At 42.0% G+C, this 18359-nt stretch carries 19 protein-coding genes; 2 read left to right on the plus strand and 17 right to left on the minus strand.

The annotated features are described in order from the left end of the window. Positions 1–39: 39 nt before the first annotated feature. From I4V44_RS05695 to I4V44_RS05720, 6 genes are all read right to left on the minus strand, one after another. Positions 40–273, minus strand: coding sequence for a hypothetical protein (locus I4V44_RS05695; protein WP_196002465.1), 234 nt, complete (start codon positions 271–273; stop codon positions 40–42). Between the two features lies 1 nt (position 274). Continuing rightward, a complete protein-coding gene (locus I4V44_RS05700) occupies positions 275–475 on the minus strand; it encodes a hypothetical protein (RefSeq protein ID WP_196002466.1) in 201 nt (66 codons plus the stop codon). Positions 476–629: 154 nt separating this feature from the next. Continuing rightward, positions 630–788, minus strand: a complete 159-nt coding sequence (locus tag I4V44_RS05705) for a hypothetical protein (protein WP_196002467.1) — start codon at positions 786–788, stop codon at positions 630–632. A 252-nt stretch (positions 789–1040) separates the two neighbouring features. Beyond that, positions 1041–3182 carry a VapE domain-containing protein gene (locus I4V44_RS05710; protein ID WP_196002468.1) on the minus strand — a complete coding sequence of 714 codons (2142 nt, stop codon included), beginning with the start codon at positions 3180–3182 and terminating at the stop codon, positions 1041–1043. Between the two features lie 98 nt (positions 3183–3280). Next, complete coding sequence (locus I4V44_RS05715) at positions 3281–3475, minus strand: DUF6462 family protein (RefSeq protein ID WP_005427344.1); 195 nt, start codon at positions 3473–3475, stop codon at positions 3281–3283. 18 nt (positions 3476–3493) lie between these two features. After that, positions 3494–3685, minus strand: coding sequence for a helix-turn-helix domain-containing protein (locus tag I4V44_RS05720; RefSeq protein ID WP_005427342.1), 192 nt, complete (start codon positions 3683–3685; stop codon positions 3494–3496). 131 nt (positions 3686–3816) lie between these two features. Between I4V44_RS05720 and I4V44_RS05725 the strand changes: the two genes are divergently transcribed. Together I4V44_RS05725 and I4V44_RS05730 are read left to right on the plus strand one after the other, a co-directional pair. Continuing rightward, positions 3817–4197 carry a helix-turn-helix transcriptional regulator gene (locus tag I4V44_RS05725; protein ID WP_196002469.1) on the plus strand — a complete coding sequence of 127 codons (381 nt, stop codon included), beginning with the start codon at positions 3817–3819 and terminating at the stop codon, positions 4195–4197. Positions 4198–4324: 127 nt separating this feature from the next. Then, complete coding sequence (locus I4V44_RS05730; protein ID WP_196002470.1) at positions 4325–4966, plus strand: hypothetical protein; 642 nt, start codon at positions 4325–4327, stop codon at positions 4964–4966. 362 nt (positions 4967–5328) lie between these two features. Here I4V44_RS05730 and I4V44_RS05735 read toward each other — a convergent pair whose 3' ends face one another. The 11 genes from I4V44_RS05735 to I4V44_RS05785 form a co-directional block, all read right to left on the minus strand. Further along, positions 5329–6006 carry a hypothetical protein gene (locus I4V44_RS05735; RefSeq protein WP_118587270.1) on the minus strand — a complete coding sequence of 226 codons (678 nt, stop codon included), beginning with the start codon at positions 6004–6006 and terminating at the stop codon, positions 5329–5331. 147 nt (positions 6007–6153) lie between these two features. Next, positions 6154–6414: a Txe/YoeB family addiction module toxin gene (locus I4V44_RS05740; protein ID WP_022380597.1), complete on the minus strand. Its 261-nt coding sequence runs from the start codon at positions 6412–6414 to the stop codon at positions 6154–6156. Further along, positions 6411–6662 carry a type II toxin-antitoxin system Phd/YefM family antitoxin gene (locus I4V44_RS05745; RefSeq protein WP_022380596.1) on the minus strand — a complete coding sequence of 84 codons (252 nt, stop codon included), beginning with the start codon at positions 6660–6662 and terminating at the stop codon, positions 6411–6413. Before I4V44_RS05745 ends, I4V44_RS05740 begins: the two co-directional genes overlap by 4 nt. Before the next feature lie 351 nt (positions 6663–7013). After that, entirely contained in the window at positions 7014–8225 is a 1212-nt protein-coding gene (gene ilvA, locus I4V44_RS05750; protein WP_008704690.1) for a threonine ammonia-lyase, read from the minus strand. A 74-nt stretch (positions 8226–8299) separates the two neighbouring features. Beyond that, a complete protein-coding gene (ftsY, locus tag I4V44_RS05755; protein WP_055200711.1) occupies positions 8300–9256 on the minus strand; it encodes a signal recognition particle-docking protein FtsY in 957 nt (318 codons plus the stop codon). Positions 9257–9271: 15 nt separating this feature from the next. Beyond that, the gene (gene smc, locus I4V44_RS05760) at positions 9272–12832 is read right to left on the minus strand and encodes a chromosome segregation protein SMC (protein ID WP_196002471.1); all 3561 of its coding nucleotides are present in this window, start codon (positions 12830–12832) and stop codon (positions 9272–9274) included. Positions 12833–12843: 11 nt separating this feature from the next. Beyond that, a complete protein-coding gene (rnc, locus tag I4V44_RS05765; protein WP_008704699.1) occupies positions 12844–13527 on the minus strand; it encodes a ribonuclease III in 684 nt (227 codons plus the stop codon). Positions 13528–13652: 125 nt separating this feature from the next. After that, the gene (gene acpP / locus I4V44_RS05770) at positions 13653–13880 is read right to left on the minus strand and encodes an acyl carrier protein (RefSeq protein WP_020993747.1); all 228 of its coding nucleotides are present in this window, start codon (positions 13878–13880) and stop codon (positions 13653–13655) included. 37 nt (positions 13881–13917) lie between these two features. After that, positions 13918–14955, minus strand: a complete 1038-nt coding sequence (gene plsX, locus I4V44_RS05775) for a phosphate acyltransferase PlsX (protein WP_020993746.1) — start codon at positions 14953–14955, stop codon at positions 13918–13920. Between the two features lie 175 nt (positions 14956–15130). After that, positions 15131–16948 carry an ABC-F family ATP-binding cassette domain-containing protein gene (locus I4V44_RS05780; protein WP_055200715.1) on the minus strand — a complete coding sequence of 606 codons (1818 nt, stop codon included), beginning with the start codon at positions 16946–16948 and terminating at the stop codon, positions 15131–15133. A gap of 209 nt (positions 16949–17157) precedes the next feature. Beyond that, positions 17158–17970, minus strand: coding sequence for a hypothetical protein (locus tag I4V44_RS05785; RefSeq protein WP_055200717.1), 813 nt, complete (start codon positions 17968–17970; stop codon positions 17158–17160). Positions 17971–18359 lie beyond the last annotated feature (389 nt).

Raw genomic sequence — 18359 nt, forward strand, 5'->3', positions numbered from 1 at the left:
TACAGAAAGACTCACCCCTTTTATACGGTCCTGCGTCAGTTACTTTGACTGATGTAGGACTTTTGCTTTGCGCTCCAGATCTGACGCAACATTGCACAAGATATCCCGGCACAACTGGCAATTATATTGCGATTCTATTTCGTGAAGATCATCTACCAGCTTTGACCAGTATGTATCATCCTGCGGATTCCCCGGCGGGTAATGTTCTCTGTATGCTCGCCAGGCAGCAGTGAATATGTCATAAATCGGCTTTAATTCCTTTGTGTTATCCACTTTACTCCTCCGGCATGATATAAACTTTTTCTCCTGCTGCATACTTTTGAAACATATCATTCAACACTTCTTTTGCACGTTCTGGACTTGCATATTCCGCAATACCAAAATCACCCTCACAAATACGGTTCTTACTTACATAACTGATACACGTCATTTTAAAATTTAAAACTCGTGTTTTATCCTGTGTCATTATTTTCATGATTATTATCCTTTCCGGCGGATTACCGCCTATAAAGTTTACATGATTCCTATTCGTTCAAATTACTACAAAGTGTATGCTATCAATTTGGCATTTCGATATTCTTAATTACTCCTCTGTATACTTCATCATTTCGCTTCCGAGCAAAACAGAATCAATATATATTCTTGTGGTTGCTCCTGTCTGATGGTTTACGAATTTCATAACGATATTTCTTTTTTTCTTCTGTTACTTCCTCTACAGTAAATCCTTCCAGTGGTTTGAGGTATACAATGTCATAAATCGGCTGTTTCTTTGATTTTTCCTGATACATCTTTTACATGTCCTTTCTGACGATAATCCGCCTATAAAATTCGTAGCTACCAAAGCTACAAAAACAACAGCTACAATCTTCCCAAAGAGTTTAAAGTTATATATATATACTCTTTTATACCTATATTCTTATATTTATATAATTCTTTTGATATCATGTAGTCTTTGTAGTTATTGTAGAAAGCCTTGTAAATACTGGGTTTAATCAAGCTACAATCTAACTACAAAGTCAGCTACATTCTTCTTTAAGCTTTCAATCAAATGGTATTTCCATCTGTTCTTGCCGTGATATTGGAACAAACTCAGAAAAGTTTGTAGCCTTTTCATTCTCAGTTTGTAGCACCGTTTTTTGGAATCCGCGCTGTTTACCATATCCTTCAAAATTACGCGGACTCTTCAGTTTTTTCCATCCTGGTACTTTAGCAATAATATCATTAATCTCTGTGATCTGATATTTTCTAGGCGATACGTTTTCCCCTAACGCTTTTTCCCATATTTCCCTAGCACATACCTGTGTTTTACCTTCCAGGTATTCCTGAATAATCCCCCGCTTGCCATCATCCGCCATATTCGCCTCTTGAAGTTCATTTGCCTCTTGCATATATGCTTCTGGAAGTATCAGCTGTGGCTTCTCATTTTTCCAAATATGTACAGCCTCGGCCCAAGCCAGCTTGATTGTATCCATGATTTCTGGCACAAAAAGACTTTTTGATGGTTTCTTAACACCTGTCTGGACAATTAGGAAACGCCTATTTCCCGTTTCATCCTGCAAAAAATCATCTTTATTAGTGGTTCCAGCAAATACACACTGTCTATAAAACGTGTCTGCTCGCCTTTCATAAGGAATCCTGTATTTGTCTTGCGTAGCTGTCAGAAAACGCTTTACGCTCTCCACACCGCCCGCCGTCCTTGCCAATGATTTAAGCTCTGCGAGCTCAATGATCCATGATCCTGTAAGGGACTGTACCGCTTTATCTGAATCCAAACTATCCAACGAATCATTGAACCAGGAATCGTCCAAAGCCATCAATTTCAGAAACGTACTCTTGCCAATGCCCTGTGAACCCTGTAAAATGATTGTATAATCAAATTTATTTCCGGGTTTATATACCCTTGAAACAGCTCCTAGCATCCATAAGCGCATTACCTGATATGTATAATCAGAATCCTCTGCTCCAAGATATTCCGGCAGCAGGCTTCTTATATGCTCTTTTCCATCCCATGTAAGGGAATCCAGCAATTCTCTTACCGGATGGAACTTATTACGCATAGAAACATTTTTCAATGCATCTGCAAAGTCCTGTCGGCTTTTAAGCCCATAGTCAGCCTGTATCAGTGAAAACAGGGCTGAATCATCATGACTACTCCAAGCTCTACAATTGTCCTCTTTTTCCCAAGGCACATTACCACACAAATAAAGTTGCTGTGCAAATTCATTAAACCGTATTTTCCCAGCAAAGCGGTCATCTTTATCCATGACGATTTCAAAATTATGTACAAATTGTTTTACACTTTTTATATTCCCATCTTTATCATGGTTACAATCAAGGAAGTTAAGAACCCATTCCGGATTTCCAATAACATCATCTTTGTTTTCTCGTGTAGCAACTCCTTCAGAATCTATATGAATAGGCTTTCCTTTATCATATCTAGTCGCACTTGATACAATGACTTTGACTTCCTGTTCAGTTAATGGAGGCGAGCAGGAACTTTCATTCTCAGCCATGGTAGCAGCGAACACTGATTGATCTGACGCTCCTTTCGCCTGCATCATACACGCAAAACGAAAAAGCATCTGATTTCTTTGTCCTGCTGCCACGATATTTGGCATGGTAAAAGCTGCGCCTTGTTTCTGATCGTCATGGTTCAAGAAATATTCTACATTGTTATCGGCCTTTGCAATTTCAAATTCATCCGGTGAATATTCCCATTCGTACCGATTGCCATTCTTATGTATTGATGGAGGAGCTACTACATACCCGCCATTTCCACGAATATCTACACCATCAATAATTCCGGCTCGGTTCTTTATTTTGCCATTTCCACGATAGTACAAATGGTATCCACCGCGTCCCGTGATAGCTGTCCATGTTTCTGGGAAATCACCGTGTTCACGCTGCCAATCTTCAAGCGAATGGTACCCATCTATTCCGCGATCTTCGTCAATGTCTAAATCAATTACAAATACATTCTGGCTAACTGAGCCAGTCGCAAGGCCTATATTTGCATTTGGGTATTTCTGCCACCAGGCTTTTATCTGAGCCGCGTCCGTAGTTGCATCCTTACATCCATTCCTGGTAAGCGGTACCTTATCACGATATTTCAATGGAAAAACAGCAAATCCTTTTTTTGCGTACTCAATGGCGGCATCGTACATGCTTGGATACTCGCTCATTCTTCCAACTCCTTCAGCGAACATTTAACGTCTTTTATTCTTCGTACATTATCTTTACCCGACAACAGGTTTTCATATACTTCCATGGAATCACCGCCTTATTCAGAATATTCTGCGATAATGTACTTATAAAATTTCTCTGGATTCACTCTCACAGTCCGCCCGATTCGGATTATTGAATTCGACTCTTTTGCCAGCCGCATAACTGTATTGATACCAAGATTACTATCTTCTGCCATTTGCTGATAAGTAAAAAATTTTCCCTGCGGATTATTAGATTTTAATGGATTCATAAATTATTCTCCTTCCGTTCAATCAATAATTTCAGTTATATCTGTGTTTAAAGCTGTAGCAATACGTCCTGCTACAATCGGAGTCACATTCTTGCTGTTCAGAATCACATTCAATCTTCCCCTACTTACTCCTGCCCTCTTTGAAATTTCCGTCTTTGTCACTGCTTCTCTCGCCATAGCAATTTCGAATTTCATCTTATTAATCGTCATTTAACTACCTCGCTTTCTTTAATCACTATTGTGTTTATACAATATCACTAATGTGTTTTAATGTCAATAACAAAAGTGATTGTCAAACACATTTTGATGTGATATAGTATTATCAAAAGGTGGTGAACAAAATGTTATATTGTAAACATCCAAATAAATTAGCTCAACTCCGTCAAAACGCTCATTTATCTCAAAAACAGTTAGCTCAAAAATTAGGTGTATCGCAAGCATCCATTAACTATTGGGAGAATGGTCAACGTACCCCTTCTGTTAAAGCAGCCCAAAAAATATCAGATTATTTTAAAATGCCAATATCAGAAATATTTAGCCCGTACAAAGAGGAAATTAACATCACCAATATTGTTAACGCTGCTGAAAAGTTTGCAACTTCGCGGAAAACTAATGATGATATATCATCCATTATTTTTACTTCAAAAGAATACTCTATCCAGGAACTTCAAAGTATACAAGACTATGCCTCCTTTCTAAAATCGCAACGAAATCTTAAATAGTCACAAATCGTAGAAAATTTGTCTATATTAGTTTTGTGTTATAACCATTATCTTCGTCTGGTATTATCGTACATTATCTTTTGCAGTTTTATAAGTCCTAAACAATACACGTTTAAAGGAGTTTTGTATGAGTAACGGTTTTAAAAACACGTTTGGTCAGAGATTAGAATATCTCATGCAATCGTCAGGAATAGAAATCACTAAAAAAGGAGCTAATGCTGAACTTGCAAGAAATATGTTATCAAAGGGATGTCTCCCTTTTTACGTTAACAGTGATTTTAAAAGGAGTTGTGAAAGTGCTCGAAGCCGAATTGAAAATCACAGAAAAACTGATTTTGCTACCAGCATAGAAGGTAAATGGTTAAAGGCCTATTGCGATTACTTTAAATGTAGTGCAGATTATCTATTTGGATATATTGATTACCCCAGTCACATTGAGACAGATATAGCCTCTGTAACTGGTCTAAATTCTACTGCAATTAAAATATTGGAAAAATGGCATCATATTGGTTCCCTTAAAGGGCAAGATTATTCATGGGCGCGCAATTGTACGCGTGCTATCAATGATTTGTTGGAGGAAGATATCTGGTTCTCGCATGAAGTTTTACTTCCAATTGCAGATTACTGTGTTAAGCGTCATCGATATGAAGAACCAGCTCTTTCAGATCATGAGCGGACTAAAGCATTAAAAGATTTCCGATTAGCTCTTTTTACTGCAAGTGAAGGCCTAATCTCCTGCATAAAAGCCATTTATAAGAAAGAAAAATAAAAAATCACCCAATACCTCTCCTGATTCCCCTTAAGTAGATCCGGTCATTTACCTTGTCTACTTAAGAGGCATCATGTCATAAGGCATTGAGTGCTTTATCTCATTATAGGAATACCACCAGTCAAAACGGCTGATGGTATACGATAACTTCTCTGTTAAATTTTAGCTTCAAATACTTTTCCACATTTCCTGCATCTGAATTTCTGTTTTCCCTTTGGTTTTGTATTTACCAATGTAAACGGATGCAACGGATTCAGATTCAAACTGGTTCACTGATTTCCACCCAAATACTCTACATCTGTACTTCCACACAGGAATCCTGGACATTTAATTTTTCTTGCTATTCTATTTGTCTCTCTTCTCTATTTTTCGAATCCATCTAACTCAGCTATAGATTCAGATACGTATAAATCTTTTCCAAACACAGTAGTATTAGTACTCCAGTCTAGCATTTCAAATAATTGCGATTCATCATCTGGGACATCATATACTTTATCTTCCGGATTTTGTTCATTAGCTTTATCAGCTACAAATTTTACATAATAATTTTCCAAAGCATATAATCCTGCCAAAGCATTTAATACGTTCTTCAAATTAGCTTCTTTGTATTTTTCTGTTCTATTATGCTTTACATCATTATATTGCCCCCACCATGCAGGAGATTTGTATGGTATCGATTTCCATCCCCAGAATGGTTGCAACTCAATTTCTCTCATTCTAACTTTCTGATTCACAATTCTTTTCCAAAAATCATCAGCCAAAATAACTGGTGTATATCCTCGATCCATACAACTCGCATAATCATTTCCTAATTCTTTACATATCTCTTTCAATAATACATCAATTTCTGATACAATAGCTTGATATTGTTTTATATATTCAATCGAATATACATTACTATTTTCTAAATCATTTCCATCTACAGAATACAAATAATTATCCCCTAAATCAAAACTTACAAATCTTTCTGTTTCCATAAAGTCTTTCTCTAAAGCTAAATAATATCTCCAGAATACACTGCAAAATTTATCTCTTTCCATAGCTCTCATATCTCCCTTCCATTTTCTTATATCATACTTCCAATTCTGCTATAACACAATAGATTATAATTCGACATTTTTCGACACATCAAAGCCGCACTTTCATGTAAAAAGAGCCGGAACCTTTTACAGCTCCAGCCTCTCCTTTTAATCTTCATAATGACCTCTACAAGCAATGATCCAAAGAAATCCATTCTCGTCTATGTTGTAAACCAATCTGTTAACATCATCAATCCGCCTGCTCCATGCTTTTCTATGTCTCAATGGCTCCGGCTTTCCGATTCCTTGGGACAAACCCTCTCTCTCGATAGACTTAATAAGTTCATTAATCCGCTTCAAAGTCTTTTTATCTTGTGTCTGCCAGTAAAGATAATCATCCCATGCTCTGTCAGCCCATAACTTTTTCATTCATCTACCTCGATCAGTTCGTGTTCCTGTCCATTGCCTGCTGATAACTGAGCAATTCCTCTGTCTATCATGGCAAGATACTCTGCATTCCGGGCAGCCTTTTCAAGCTGATTATATTTCTCAAGGCTCATGATCACAACATTCTTTTCGCCTTTACGGGTCACAATAACAGTCTCATGGTTATCCGTTGCCTGATCACAATAATCTTTCAAATTGTTTCTGATTGTAGAATAATTTACTGCTAACATAATTTCACCCGCCTTTCACAGTTGTACAATATGTTGTTCTATTTCTTGTACAATTATTTTACTCTATTATTATATGACTGTCAATCTCAAATCATGCAGAAAATACCTGTAATCACATCTATTTTCCCGCATTTGTCACAAGATTGTCACAGACTCCTGCCAATATGCCCGGAAAAGCGCGTATTTACGGCATTCTTTCAAAATTAATATCAAGCATTTTCTCTTGACAGCACAAATTTATTTTTTCCGATACACTTCTTTAAAATCTCATCAAAAAAGCCCCGGCATCCATATACTGAACACCAGGGCTCCATTTCATTTATTTACATGGCAGATGCTACTCTGAGACAATCACAGACTTGGACGGATCACCTTTGGTCTGCATCCTGCATCTTCGAGAGCTTTAACAATCTCATTCTTATGATCTGTGCCAAAAGCCTCCAATGTGATCTTAAGTTCCACTGCCGCATTTCTGTTCGTGCTTACAAACTGGTTATGATCCAGCTTGATAACATTGCCCTGAGCCCTGGCGATCACGCTTGCCACGCGTACCAGTTCGCCCGGCTTATCCGGAATGAGCACAGATACTGTGAAGATTCTGTCTCTCTGGATCAGACCATGCTGAACAACAGAAGACATGGTAATAACATCCATGTTTCCACCGCTTAAGATAGAAACAATCTTCTTTCCCTTCACATCCAGATGACGAAGCGCTGCCACTGTCAGAAGACCGGAATTCTCTACGATCATCTTATGGTTCTCAACCATGTCAAGGAAAGCAACGATCAGTTCATCATCCTCGATAGTGATGATATCGTCCAGATTCTTCTGGATATACGGGAAGATTTTCTTTCCGGGTGTCTGTACGGCAGTACCGTCAGCAATCGTATTTACGTGCGGAAGAGTCACAACCTCACCCTTCTTCAGAGAAGCCTTCATGCAGGCAGCCCCTGCCGGTTCCACACCAATGACTTTGATATGTGGATTTAACAGCTTCGCAAGTGTGGAAACACCTGTTGCAAGTCCGCCTCCACCGATCGGAACCAGAATATAATCAACAAGCGGAAGCTCCTGAACGATCTCCATTGCAATGGTACCCTGCCCTGTGGCAACTGCCGGATCATCGAAAGGATGGATAAAGGTATATCCCTCTTTCTCAGCAAGTTCCAGTGCATGTGCACATGCCTCATCATATACATCACCATGCAGGATAACCTCTGCACCGTAACTCTTTGTTCTCTCAACCTTGATCAGCGGAGTTGTGGTAGGCATAACGATCACTGCCTTCACACCATATTTATGTGCAGCATAGGCAACACCCTGTGCATGATTTCCGGCGGATGCTGTGATCAGACCTTTATTTCTCTCTTCATCGGAAAGAGTGCTGATCTTATAATAGGCACCACGAACCTTATATGCACCTGTACGCTGCATATTCTCCGGTTTTAAATAAACCTTATTTCCTGTAAGTTCACTGAAATAGCTGCTCTTGATCAGCTTTGTTTCCTGTGTGACCTGTTTTACGATCTCTGATGCCTGTTCAAAACTCTCTAAAGTAAGCATTGTTTTTTCCTCCATTTTGTCCTAAATGTACTCCCGGAATCTTTTTGTACTTGATTTGACTCCGAAAGTACATCCTAATCTTGAGCGTCCGGGTTTTCTTTATGGTCTACATCAAACAACGCATTTACAAATGCATCTGCATCGAATTTCTGAAGATCGTCAATACTTTCTCCTACGCCAATGTACTTCACCGGAATATCCAGTTCAGACTGGATGGCAACTGCAATACCTCCCTTGGCAGTTCCGTCCAGCTTGGTAAGGATAATACCGCTGACATTTGCGACCTCCGCAAATTGTCTCGCCTGTGCAAGGGCATTCTGCCCGGTGGTACCATCCAGCACTACCAGTGTCTCCAGATATGCATCCGGATACTCCCTCTCCAGGATCTTGTAAATCTTGCGGAGTTCTTCCATAAGGTTCTTTTTATTATGAAGACGTCCTGCTGTATCGCAGAGAAGTACGTCTGCATTTCTTGCTTTGGCTGCTGCCACCGCATCATAGATAACAGATGCAGGATCTGCTCCCGCCTGTCCGCCGATGATCTCCACACCTGCACGGTTCGCCCACTCAGTAAGCTGCTCTCCTGCTGCTGCGCGGAAAGTATCGGCTGCTGCAAGGATAACCTTCTTGCCCTGGTCTTTTAATTTTCCTGCAAGCTTTCCTACTGAAGTGGTTTTTCCGACACCATTGACACCGATCACCAAAACTACGGATCTGCGGTTCTCAAATTCATACTCTGTGCTGTCCACACGCATCTGATCCTTGATCTCATTGATCAGAAGCTGTTTACATTCCATCGGTTCCTTAATATGACGTTCGGAAACCTCTTTCTTTAAATTCTCAATAATAGAAGTGGTCGCATTGATCCCGATATCACCCATGATCAGAATCTCTTCCAGCTCTTCATAAAAATCTTCATCAATACTGGAAAAACCACTGAAAATACTGTCAAATCCGGCTACGATATTGTCTCTGGTCTTTGCCAGTCCACTGACTAATCGTTTAAAAAAACCTTTCTTTTCTTCTGCCATGTGAAACTCCTCCTGTTACTGGGTAAGCTGATTCTCCACCAGATCGACGGAAACCAGTGTGGATACCCCTTTTTCCTGCATGGTAATACCATAAAGCCGGTCTGCGGCGTTCATAGTTCCACGTCTATGGGTTATTATAATAAATTGTGTGTTTTTCGTCAACTTCTGTAAATATCCGGCAAATCGCCCAACATTGGAATCGTCCAGCGCTGCCTCGATCTCATCCAGCAGACAGAACGGTGACGGCTTCAGATTCTGGATCGCGAAAAGAAGTGCGATAGCTGTCAGAGCTTTTTCCCCGCCGGAAAGCTGCATCATATTCTGCAGTTTCTTTCCCGGCGGCTGGGAAATGATCTTAATTCCTGCCTCCAGGATATCTGCCTCTTCATCCAGCTCCAGAGTTCCTTTTCCGCCTCCGAACAATTCCTTAAATGCCTTGTCAAATTCCTTCTGGATCTCGCCAAATTTCTCAGAAAACTGTTTCCGCATTCCCTCATCCAGCTCCTGAATGATCTGTTCCAGAGTTTTCTCCGCTGTGACCAGATCCTCATACTGGCCGGACAGAAAGGTGTGTCTTTCCAGAAGTTCCTTATAATCCTCAATAGCATTTACATTTACAGGTCCCAGCTTTCTGATATCATCTTTAATCTGAGCTGCCTGTCGCTTCATCTGCGAAAGATCAGTAAGTTCCTCTTTTCTGTAGGAAACAGCATTATTGGGAGTAATCTCATACTCGGACCACATATAGGCAATCCGCTCTTCCCTGTTCTCCTCCAGCTTGTCCATCTGTCCCTGCAGACGGTAACATTCCTTATCCAGAAGTCCGATCTGACCGGACAGATAATCTCTTTTCTCAAAAAAATCTTTATGCTGAGAAGTTCTGCTCTCTTTCTCCTTCTGCAGATTTTTCAGCTGCATCTGTGCCTGTTCTTCATGAAGGACAGACTCTTCCGACTCTTTTTTCAGCTGAGTGATCATCTCCTGCTTCTTTTCCATCTCTTCACTGCTGTGAGCAAGAGACTGATAAATATCCTCTTTCTCAGTCATAAAAGCTGTGATTTCTGCTTTCAGACGGCTCAGGTTTTCCTGGTCAAATTTCTCTTTCTGTTCAAGAGCGGATGACTGAAGACGGATTTCTTCTAACTCCCGGGTGATTTTCTTCTCTTCTTCTTTCCATTCATCCAGTTCTGACTGCTTTGCCTCAATAAAACTCTCCAGTTCTTTCTCATCCTGCTTTGAATTCTCCAGTTCCCTGGCAATCCGGTCATGATCCTGCCGGATTTCCATGACCTGGCGTTTGATCTCTGCCTGATTTCTATTGATCTGCGCATATCCGCTTCGGATCTCCTCAGCTTTCTTTTCCTGCTGTTTGATATTCATTCTGGCAGTATTCTGTTCTATATATTTCTGACGGAGTTTTTCCTGAAATCCTGCAATGGCATCACGAAGCCTGTTTCTCTGATTTTTATTTTCCTCAACAGCATTCTGCATTTCGGTCAGATTCTGCTTCAGCTGATTTACTTTTGTTTCCAGTTCCTCTATTTCACGCCGTCTTCCAAGCAGATTGCTGTTGTTTCTGAAGGCACCGCCGGTCATGGAACCTCCCGGGCTTAAGGATTCACCCTCTGTTGTGACCATTCTCAGACTGTGTCTGTATTTTTTTCCTATTGCAATGGCATGATCAATGTTATCAACTACCAGCACTCTTCCAAGAAGGAATTTCGTGATCTGCTGATACTGAGAAGCTACGGACACCAGTTCGCTGGCAATCCCCACAACGCCCGGCTCTTTCAGTGCTTCTTTCGGTGTAAACTCACCGCGTGGACTGATACTGCTCATAGGGAGAAAGGTTGCACGTCCATAACGGTTCTTTTTCAGAAATTCAATCATCATCTTGGCAGTCTGTTCATTATCTGTAACGATATTCTGGATACTTCCGCCAAGTGCTGTCTCAATAGCGATCTCATAATCTTTGTTTACCTGGATCAGATCTGCAACAACGCCCTGGATTCCCGGAACACGTTCCTTTTGCTCCATAACTCTCCGGATACTGTTTCCGTATCCATCATAACGCTCCGCAATATTTCTGAGAGAATCCAGACGTGAGGCTTCTCTGTGATAAGCAGTCTGTTCTGCTTCCAGCCTTGTGTTCTGTTCCTTCAGTTTTTCCTGAAGCTTCATCACACTCAGGTTCAGATTTTCACATTCCCTGTTGGCATTTTCTATCTGCTCTGTGATCTCATCATATTGTTTTTTTGCTTTTGAAAGGATGGTCTGCTGCTCTTCCTCTTCACTCTTTAATCTGAGGATACGCTGGCTGATCTCAGCCTTGCGGATCTCTGCCTGCTCCATCATTGTATCAAATCTCTGAGCTTTACCCTTGACATTTGCACGGCTGTTTAAGATCTCAATGATCTCATTTTTGCCATTCTCCACTTCCAGATTGCAGGCTTCCATATTCTCCTGCGCTGTCCTTAATTTCTCCTCTTCCTCAGTAAGCTTCCTGCGAACCGCCTTTAACTGTGCATAAATATCCGATTTCTCTTCTTCCAGTTTCTTCTTTGAATCTGTTCTTACTGAAAGTTCTGCCTCAATAGTCTGAAGACGTCCCTTATAATGTTCTTCATTCTGTGCCCCTGCCAGTATCTGCTCATTTAATACATTGATCTGGCCTTCCAGCTGTTGTTTACGGATTGCCTGCTCCTGACCGGAAATGCGAAGTGCATCCATTTTGGAATTTAACTCTTCCAGTTCCTGTTCCAGACGTTCATATTCCACCTTGGTCCGGTCATAGGAACTCTGGGTATCCTTCAGCTGATTCTGCGCAATTATGTTCTTCTCTTCCAGTTCCTTGAGTTCTTTGGCTGCAGCAGCATACTCCATCAGGAACATATTCACATCCAGTTCCTTAAGCGTCTCTCTTTTGGAAAGATAAACTCTTGCTGTCTCTGACTGTTTCTCCAGTGGTTCCAGCTGTCTGGTAAGCTCCGAGAGGATATCTGTCACTCTGACCAGGTTCTGGCGTTCTTCCTCCAGTTTTTTGATCGTGGTATTCTTTCTTCTCTTAAATTTAACAATACCTGCTGCCTCATCAAAAAGCTCTCTTCTCTCTTCCGGTTTACCGCTTAGGATCCTGTCGATCTGTCCCTGTCCGATAATGGAATATCCTTCTTTACCGATACCTGTATCATAAAACATCTCATTGATATCTTTCAGTCTGCAGGCACTTCCGTTGATCTTATATTCACTCTCTCCTGAACGGTAAAGCCTTCTGGTAACCGTAACCTCGTTAAAATCAACCGGAAGCTTATGGTCTGAATTATCCAGTGTGATCGCCACCGATGCATAACCCAGGGGTTTTCTTGTCTCTGTACCGGAGAAAATAACATCCTGCATATTTCCTCCTCGCAGAGACCTGGCACTCTGTTCACCCAGCACCCATCTCACCGCATCACCGACATTACTCTTTCCACTTCCGTTCGGACCTACAATACCGGTGATCCCGTTATGAAATTCAAAATTGATCTTCTGGGCGAAAGACTTAAATCCCTGTACCTCTATATTCTTTAAATACATAATTCTCCTGTTTATTTTCTGAGTACACGAATCGCCTGGTATGCTGCGGCCTGTTCTGCTGCTTTCTTTGTATGACCGCTTCCCTGTCCCATCACTTTTCCGTTTACTCTTGCCTCCACAGTAAAGTTTTTGTTATGATCCGGGCCTTCTTCTTTTGTCAGAATATATTCCACCGGCTGTGTTCCGTTTTCCTGCACGATTTCCTGCAGGATGGTCTTGCTATCATAAAAGAGCTGTTTGTGTTCAATATCATTCAGGATAAAATTCAGCACAAACTCCTTTGCATTAGCAAAACCACCATCCAGATAGATAGCTCCCAGTAAAGCCTCTGTTGCATCAGAGACGATAGAATCCCTGTTTCTTCCGCCTGTCATATCCTCGCCCTTTCCAAGCAACAGAAACTGCGGCAGTCCGAATTCTCTTGCACAATAGGCAAGGCTTGGCTCACACACCAGGCTGGCTCTCTTCTTTGTCAGCTCTCCCTCCGGTATCTGGGTAAATCTTGCATACAGATAATCACTGCTGATCAGCTCCAGCACAGCATCTCCCAGAAACTCCAGTCTCTCATTGCTGCCCAGCTTCCCCAGCTTCTTCTCATTTGCATAGGAACTGTGAGTCAGTGCCTGTGTAAGATAATGTTTATTTTTAAAATGATATCCTATGATTTCTTCTAATTCTTCTGTCTTTCTATTCATTCCTCTAACCCTCTCCATATGCGCAGGGCTGTCATCTGACAACCCTGCGACATCATTTTTTGCAACTGCTCAGTGCGCCTGTATTATGCTCCTGTCAAATTTCAGACTGCCGGACAGTTACATTTTTATTTAATTGTCCGAATTGCTTCAACAGCATCACCGACTGTCTGAATCTGTTCGACAGATTCATTATCCAGCTCAATGTCATACTCCTCTTCAATCCCCATAATAATCTGAAAAATATCAAGAGAGTCTGCACCAAGATCATCTACAAATGTAGTGTCTTCTGTGATCGAATCTGCATCAATATTCAGAACCTCTGCTATGATAGCTTTTATTTTCTCCAGTTCCATCTTCAACCCTCCTTCCTGTTTCTGTTCCTGTCCTGCTCTATTCTGCTCCGGACTTCAGTACTTCCTGATCCTCCAGGATACGCTCTGCGATCTTCTCGTTGATCTTCTCCTGTTTAAACTGTACACACTGGAAAATACCATGTTTGATCTCAATGGCTTTGGCACTTCCATGCGTCTTTACCACAAGTCCTTTAAGCCCCAGAAGCGGTGCTCCGCCATATTCCGTTGCATCAAAGGATTTCAGCGTTTCTTTCAGTGCAGGCTTTACCAGAAGTGCACCGATCTTACTTCTTGTGCTGGTCATCATTCCTTCTTTGATCTTCTGGACCAGGGCAGAACCAACTCCCTCATATAATTTAAGGATCACATTTCCCACAAATGCTTCGCATACGACCACATCCGCATATCCTGCCGGGATATCTCTGGCTTCTATACTTCCGATGAAATTAATGCTTTTGCATTCTTTCAGAAGGGGGAAAGTTTCTTTTACAAGTGCATTTCCCTTCTCCTCTTCCGCCCCGTTATTTACAATGGCAACTTTTGGATTTTTAATACCGACTACGTTCTCCATATAAATAGAGCCCATCTTCGCAAACTGCACCAGATGCGATGGACGTGCATCCACATTGGCACCACAGTCGATCAGAAGGGAAACACCCTTCGTGGTAGGGATCAACGGTGCAAGAGGCGGCCTCTCCACACCTTTACTTCTGCCTACCAGTACCTGTCCGCCAACAAGAACAGCTCCTGTACTTCCTGATGAAACAAAGGCATCTGCCTCCTGTTTCTTAACCATATTCAAACCTACTACGATTGATGAATCTTTTTTCTTACGGATCGCAAAAACAGGGGGTTCTGCTGTCTCGATCACCTGGGATGCATTGACAACCTGGATCTGGTTCTTCGGATATCCGGAATATTTCGCCAGTTCCTTATCTATCACTTCCTGTTTTCCTGTAAGAATTACTTTTATGTCCTGTCTCTCTGTTACAGCTTCCACTGCAGCTCTGACAGGTTCTGCCGGGGCATTATCCCCGCCCATTGCGTCCACTACAACTCTGACCTGTTCTGCCATATTTTTATATCTCCTGTTCACTTACTGTTCACTCACAGATGTCAGAATCAAAAGATATTTTCTGTCACTGACCCGGCATCCGCAAATTGCCCCGCTGCAAAGCAGCTCCTGCAATCTTCCATAATCTGTATCATACTAAAGAACCCTCTGCAAAGTCAATAGCATCTGAAAAAAATCACTTTTCACTTTTTTGTGCCTCGATTCGCTCCGCCAGATCATTCAGATAAACCCACCTGTCCATCTTCTCATCCAGATCTGCCTGTGCCTTCTCCTTCTGCTCCATGATCTCACGAAGCATCACAGAATTGGTGGCATTGGCCTCCATATCCTTATCCAGCTTCTCCAGCAGTTCCTCCAGCGCTGCAATATCATCATCGATAGTTTCAAATTCCCTCTGCTCTTTATAGGTAAATTTCAGCTTCTGGGGACGATTCTGCTTCCAGTCTGCCTGAGCCGACTTCTTCTTTTCCGCACCAACTGCAGTGCTCTGTCCTTCAGATACTGCCCCGCCTTTTCTCGCCAGCGCCTCTGTATAATCCGTATATCCGCCCTCATACTGGGTCAGATGTCCATTCCCCTCAAAAGCAAAAATCCTGTCCACAATATTATCCAGAAAATACCTGTCATGAGACACTGCGATCACAATCCCTGCAAAAGAATCCAGATAATCCTCCAGAATGGTCAGTGTAGGAATATCCAGATCATTACTTGGCTCATCCAGAAGAAGCACATTCGGCGCCTCCATCAGAACCTTCAGCAGATACAGACGCCTCTTCTCACCACCTGACAATTTGGCAATGGGTGCATACTGCATGGCAGAATCAAAGAGAAACCTCTCCAGCATCATTGTTGCGGAAATCTTCCCGTCTCTGGTCGGAATATACTCTGCCACGTCACGGATATAATCGATCACACGCTGATTGGTATCCATATCCGGCACTTCCTGTGCAAAATACCCTATGCGAATGGTTTCTCCAATTTCCACTTCTCCTGCATCCGGCTGTATCATCCCATCAATAATCTTGATGAGTGTTGACTTTCCGCACCCATTAGGACCAATAATCCCAAGACGCTGATTGCGCAGCACAATATAATTAAAATCATCCAGGATCTTCTTCTCACCAAAACTCTTGCTGATATGGTGAAGTTCGATTGTCTTCTTTCCCATACGTGTCTCAACAGAATCCAGCTCCACATTCGCATCCCGCACCGGAGCCTTTCCGTTCTTCAGTGCCTCCAAGCGTTCCAGACGTGCCCGCTGCTTGGTACTTCTGGCTCTGCATCCACGCTTTGCCCACTCCAGTTCCATGCGGAGTACGCTCTGTCTTTTCCTCTCACTGGCAAGCTCCATCTCCTCACGCTCTGCCTTCAGTTCCAGAAACTTCGAGTAATTAGCCTCATAAGCATAAAGGCCGCCATGGGAAATCTCCAGAATCTTATTAGTAACCCTGTCGAGAAAATATCTGTCATGAGTAACCATAATCACAACGCCCTTAAAACTTCTCAGAAAGTCCTCCAGCCAGGTCACCATCTCATTATCCAGATGGTTGGTGGGCTCATCCAGAAGCAGCACATCACAGGGATTCACCAGAGTCCTTGCCAGTGCCACCCTTTTCTTCTGTCCCCCGGATAAATGATCGATCTTCTCCTCATGGTCTGTAATTCCCAGCTTATTCAGAACATTCCTTGCCTCGCTCTCAGTACTCCAGTCCTTCTGCCACTTTCCTTCTGCCACATAATCCAGGACAGAAGCTCCCCGCGGAAACTCCGGCATCTGCGGAAGATACGTGATTCTCAGGCCATTTTGAGTGATCACCTGCCCCTCATCCGGCTCCTCCAGACCGCCGATGATCTTCAGAATCGTAGACTTCCCGGTCCCATTAATCCCGATGATCCCAATCTTATCTCCCTGATGCACCCCGTAGGAAACATCATCCAGCACCACCTTCTCACCAAACACCTTGGAAACATGCTCTATATTCAGAATATTCATAAATTCAAACCTCTCTCGTAATTTTCGCTTCCTGTCTGTTTCTGCTCATCTGTAACACTTCCACAAAAACTATAGAATTCGCTCCTCATTATACCATCTTCCCAGCCATTCTAAAACCCCCGGCACAGAAAAAACACTCCCCTCCGAATAAATCTATCCGAAGAGGAGTATCCTCAAAATTACATATTTTTGTTTCTGAAAAAAATTGCTTAGTTCATCTCAGTTCCATTCTCAACTGCATACTTCAATCCCTGAACTGCAACCGCCAGTGTAGCTTCCTGTACAGTGGCACTTCCAAGATCACCCATATCCAGTGTCAGTGTATCATCATCATTCAATGTCACGCCAAAAGTAAGTGCCATCTCAGAAACTTCATCAGTAATCGTCACAGTACCATTCTCTTCATCAAAAGTACCTTCACCAACAAAGCTTACATAGTTATCATCCTGATCGATCACAAGTACTGAGCAGAAAGTTCCATCCTCATTAGCTGCATAAATAAAAGTCTCACCTGCTTCTGTCTCGCCGGAATAACACTCTGTCAGGATATCACCCATATCCTGATAAGTCTGATTATAATCCGCTTCATCTCCGTCTGCCTGGTAAGGCTCCAGAGTTGCAGTCAGTTCCAGATTCTCCTCATCATAAAGCTCCAGAAGATTCTCTTCCTCATTTGCCTGCACCAGATAAGTTACCATATTTTCATCATCATACGTGCCGTCGTCATTTGCGAACTGCATTACCAGAGCTGTATACTCTCCATCTGAACTCAGAGCATATACGCCTAAAACATCCTGTTCTTCATCCTTCCACTGACCAAAAAACGAATTATCTTTGTAGAATCCGTAAATATCTCCTGCGCTGTCCTTCCAGAGTCCCAACATCGCCTCAGACACATCTGCAACATCTCCGTCTGCATCTTCTTCCGCTGCTGCATCATCTGTTGCCCATACCGGAACAACCATAGAACTCACCATAGCTGCTACACAGAAACCTGCCATTAATTTTTTCCAGTTCTTCATATTTTTTACCACCCTTCTTTAAAATGTAAGTCTTTTACTGAATTTCCATGACCTTACTATAAAAAATTTTGACATCATTTTCAATATACATGGGATTAAATGACATTTTCCATGAAATATGGTGTTACTGTTCACTGGTAATATCCCGCAAGGTGTAAACAGTAACCAACACATCGTTACTGTTCACTCCGTTCACAGTAACGTAGCCAAAATTCATTCCAGATTGCCTGCGGCAATGGAATTTTGGCTTGTATGTCTCGGGATTTTGGCATATTCATGCCAAAACACCTCGCGGGATAGTGGTGTGTGAACCAATGGTATTTAGATAAATAAAGCATATTCCGGAGATTACTTGACATTTAAAAAGAAATGCCTTGAAAAATTTATGA

This window comes from Blautia sp. 1001283B150304_161114_C9 (assembly GCF_015668165.1).
In the GTDB taxonomy this organism is placed as follows: Bacteria; Bacillota; Clostridia; order Lachnospirales; family Lachnospiraceae; genus Blautia_A; species Blautia_A wexlerae.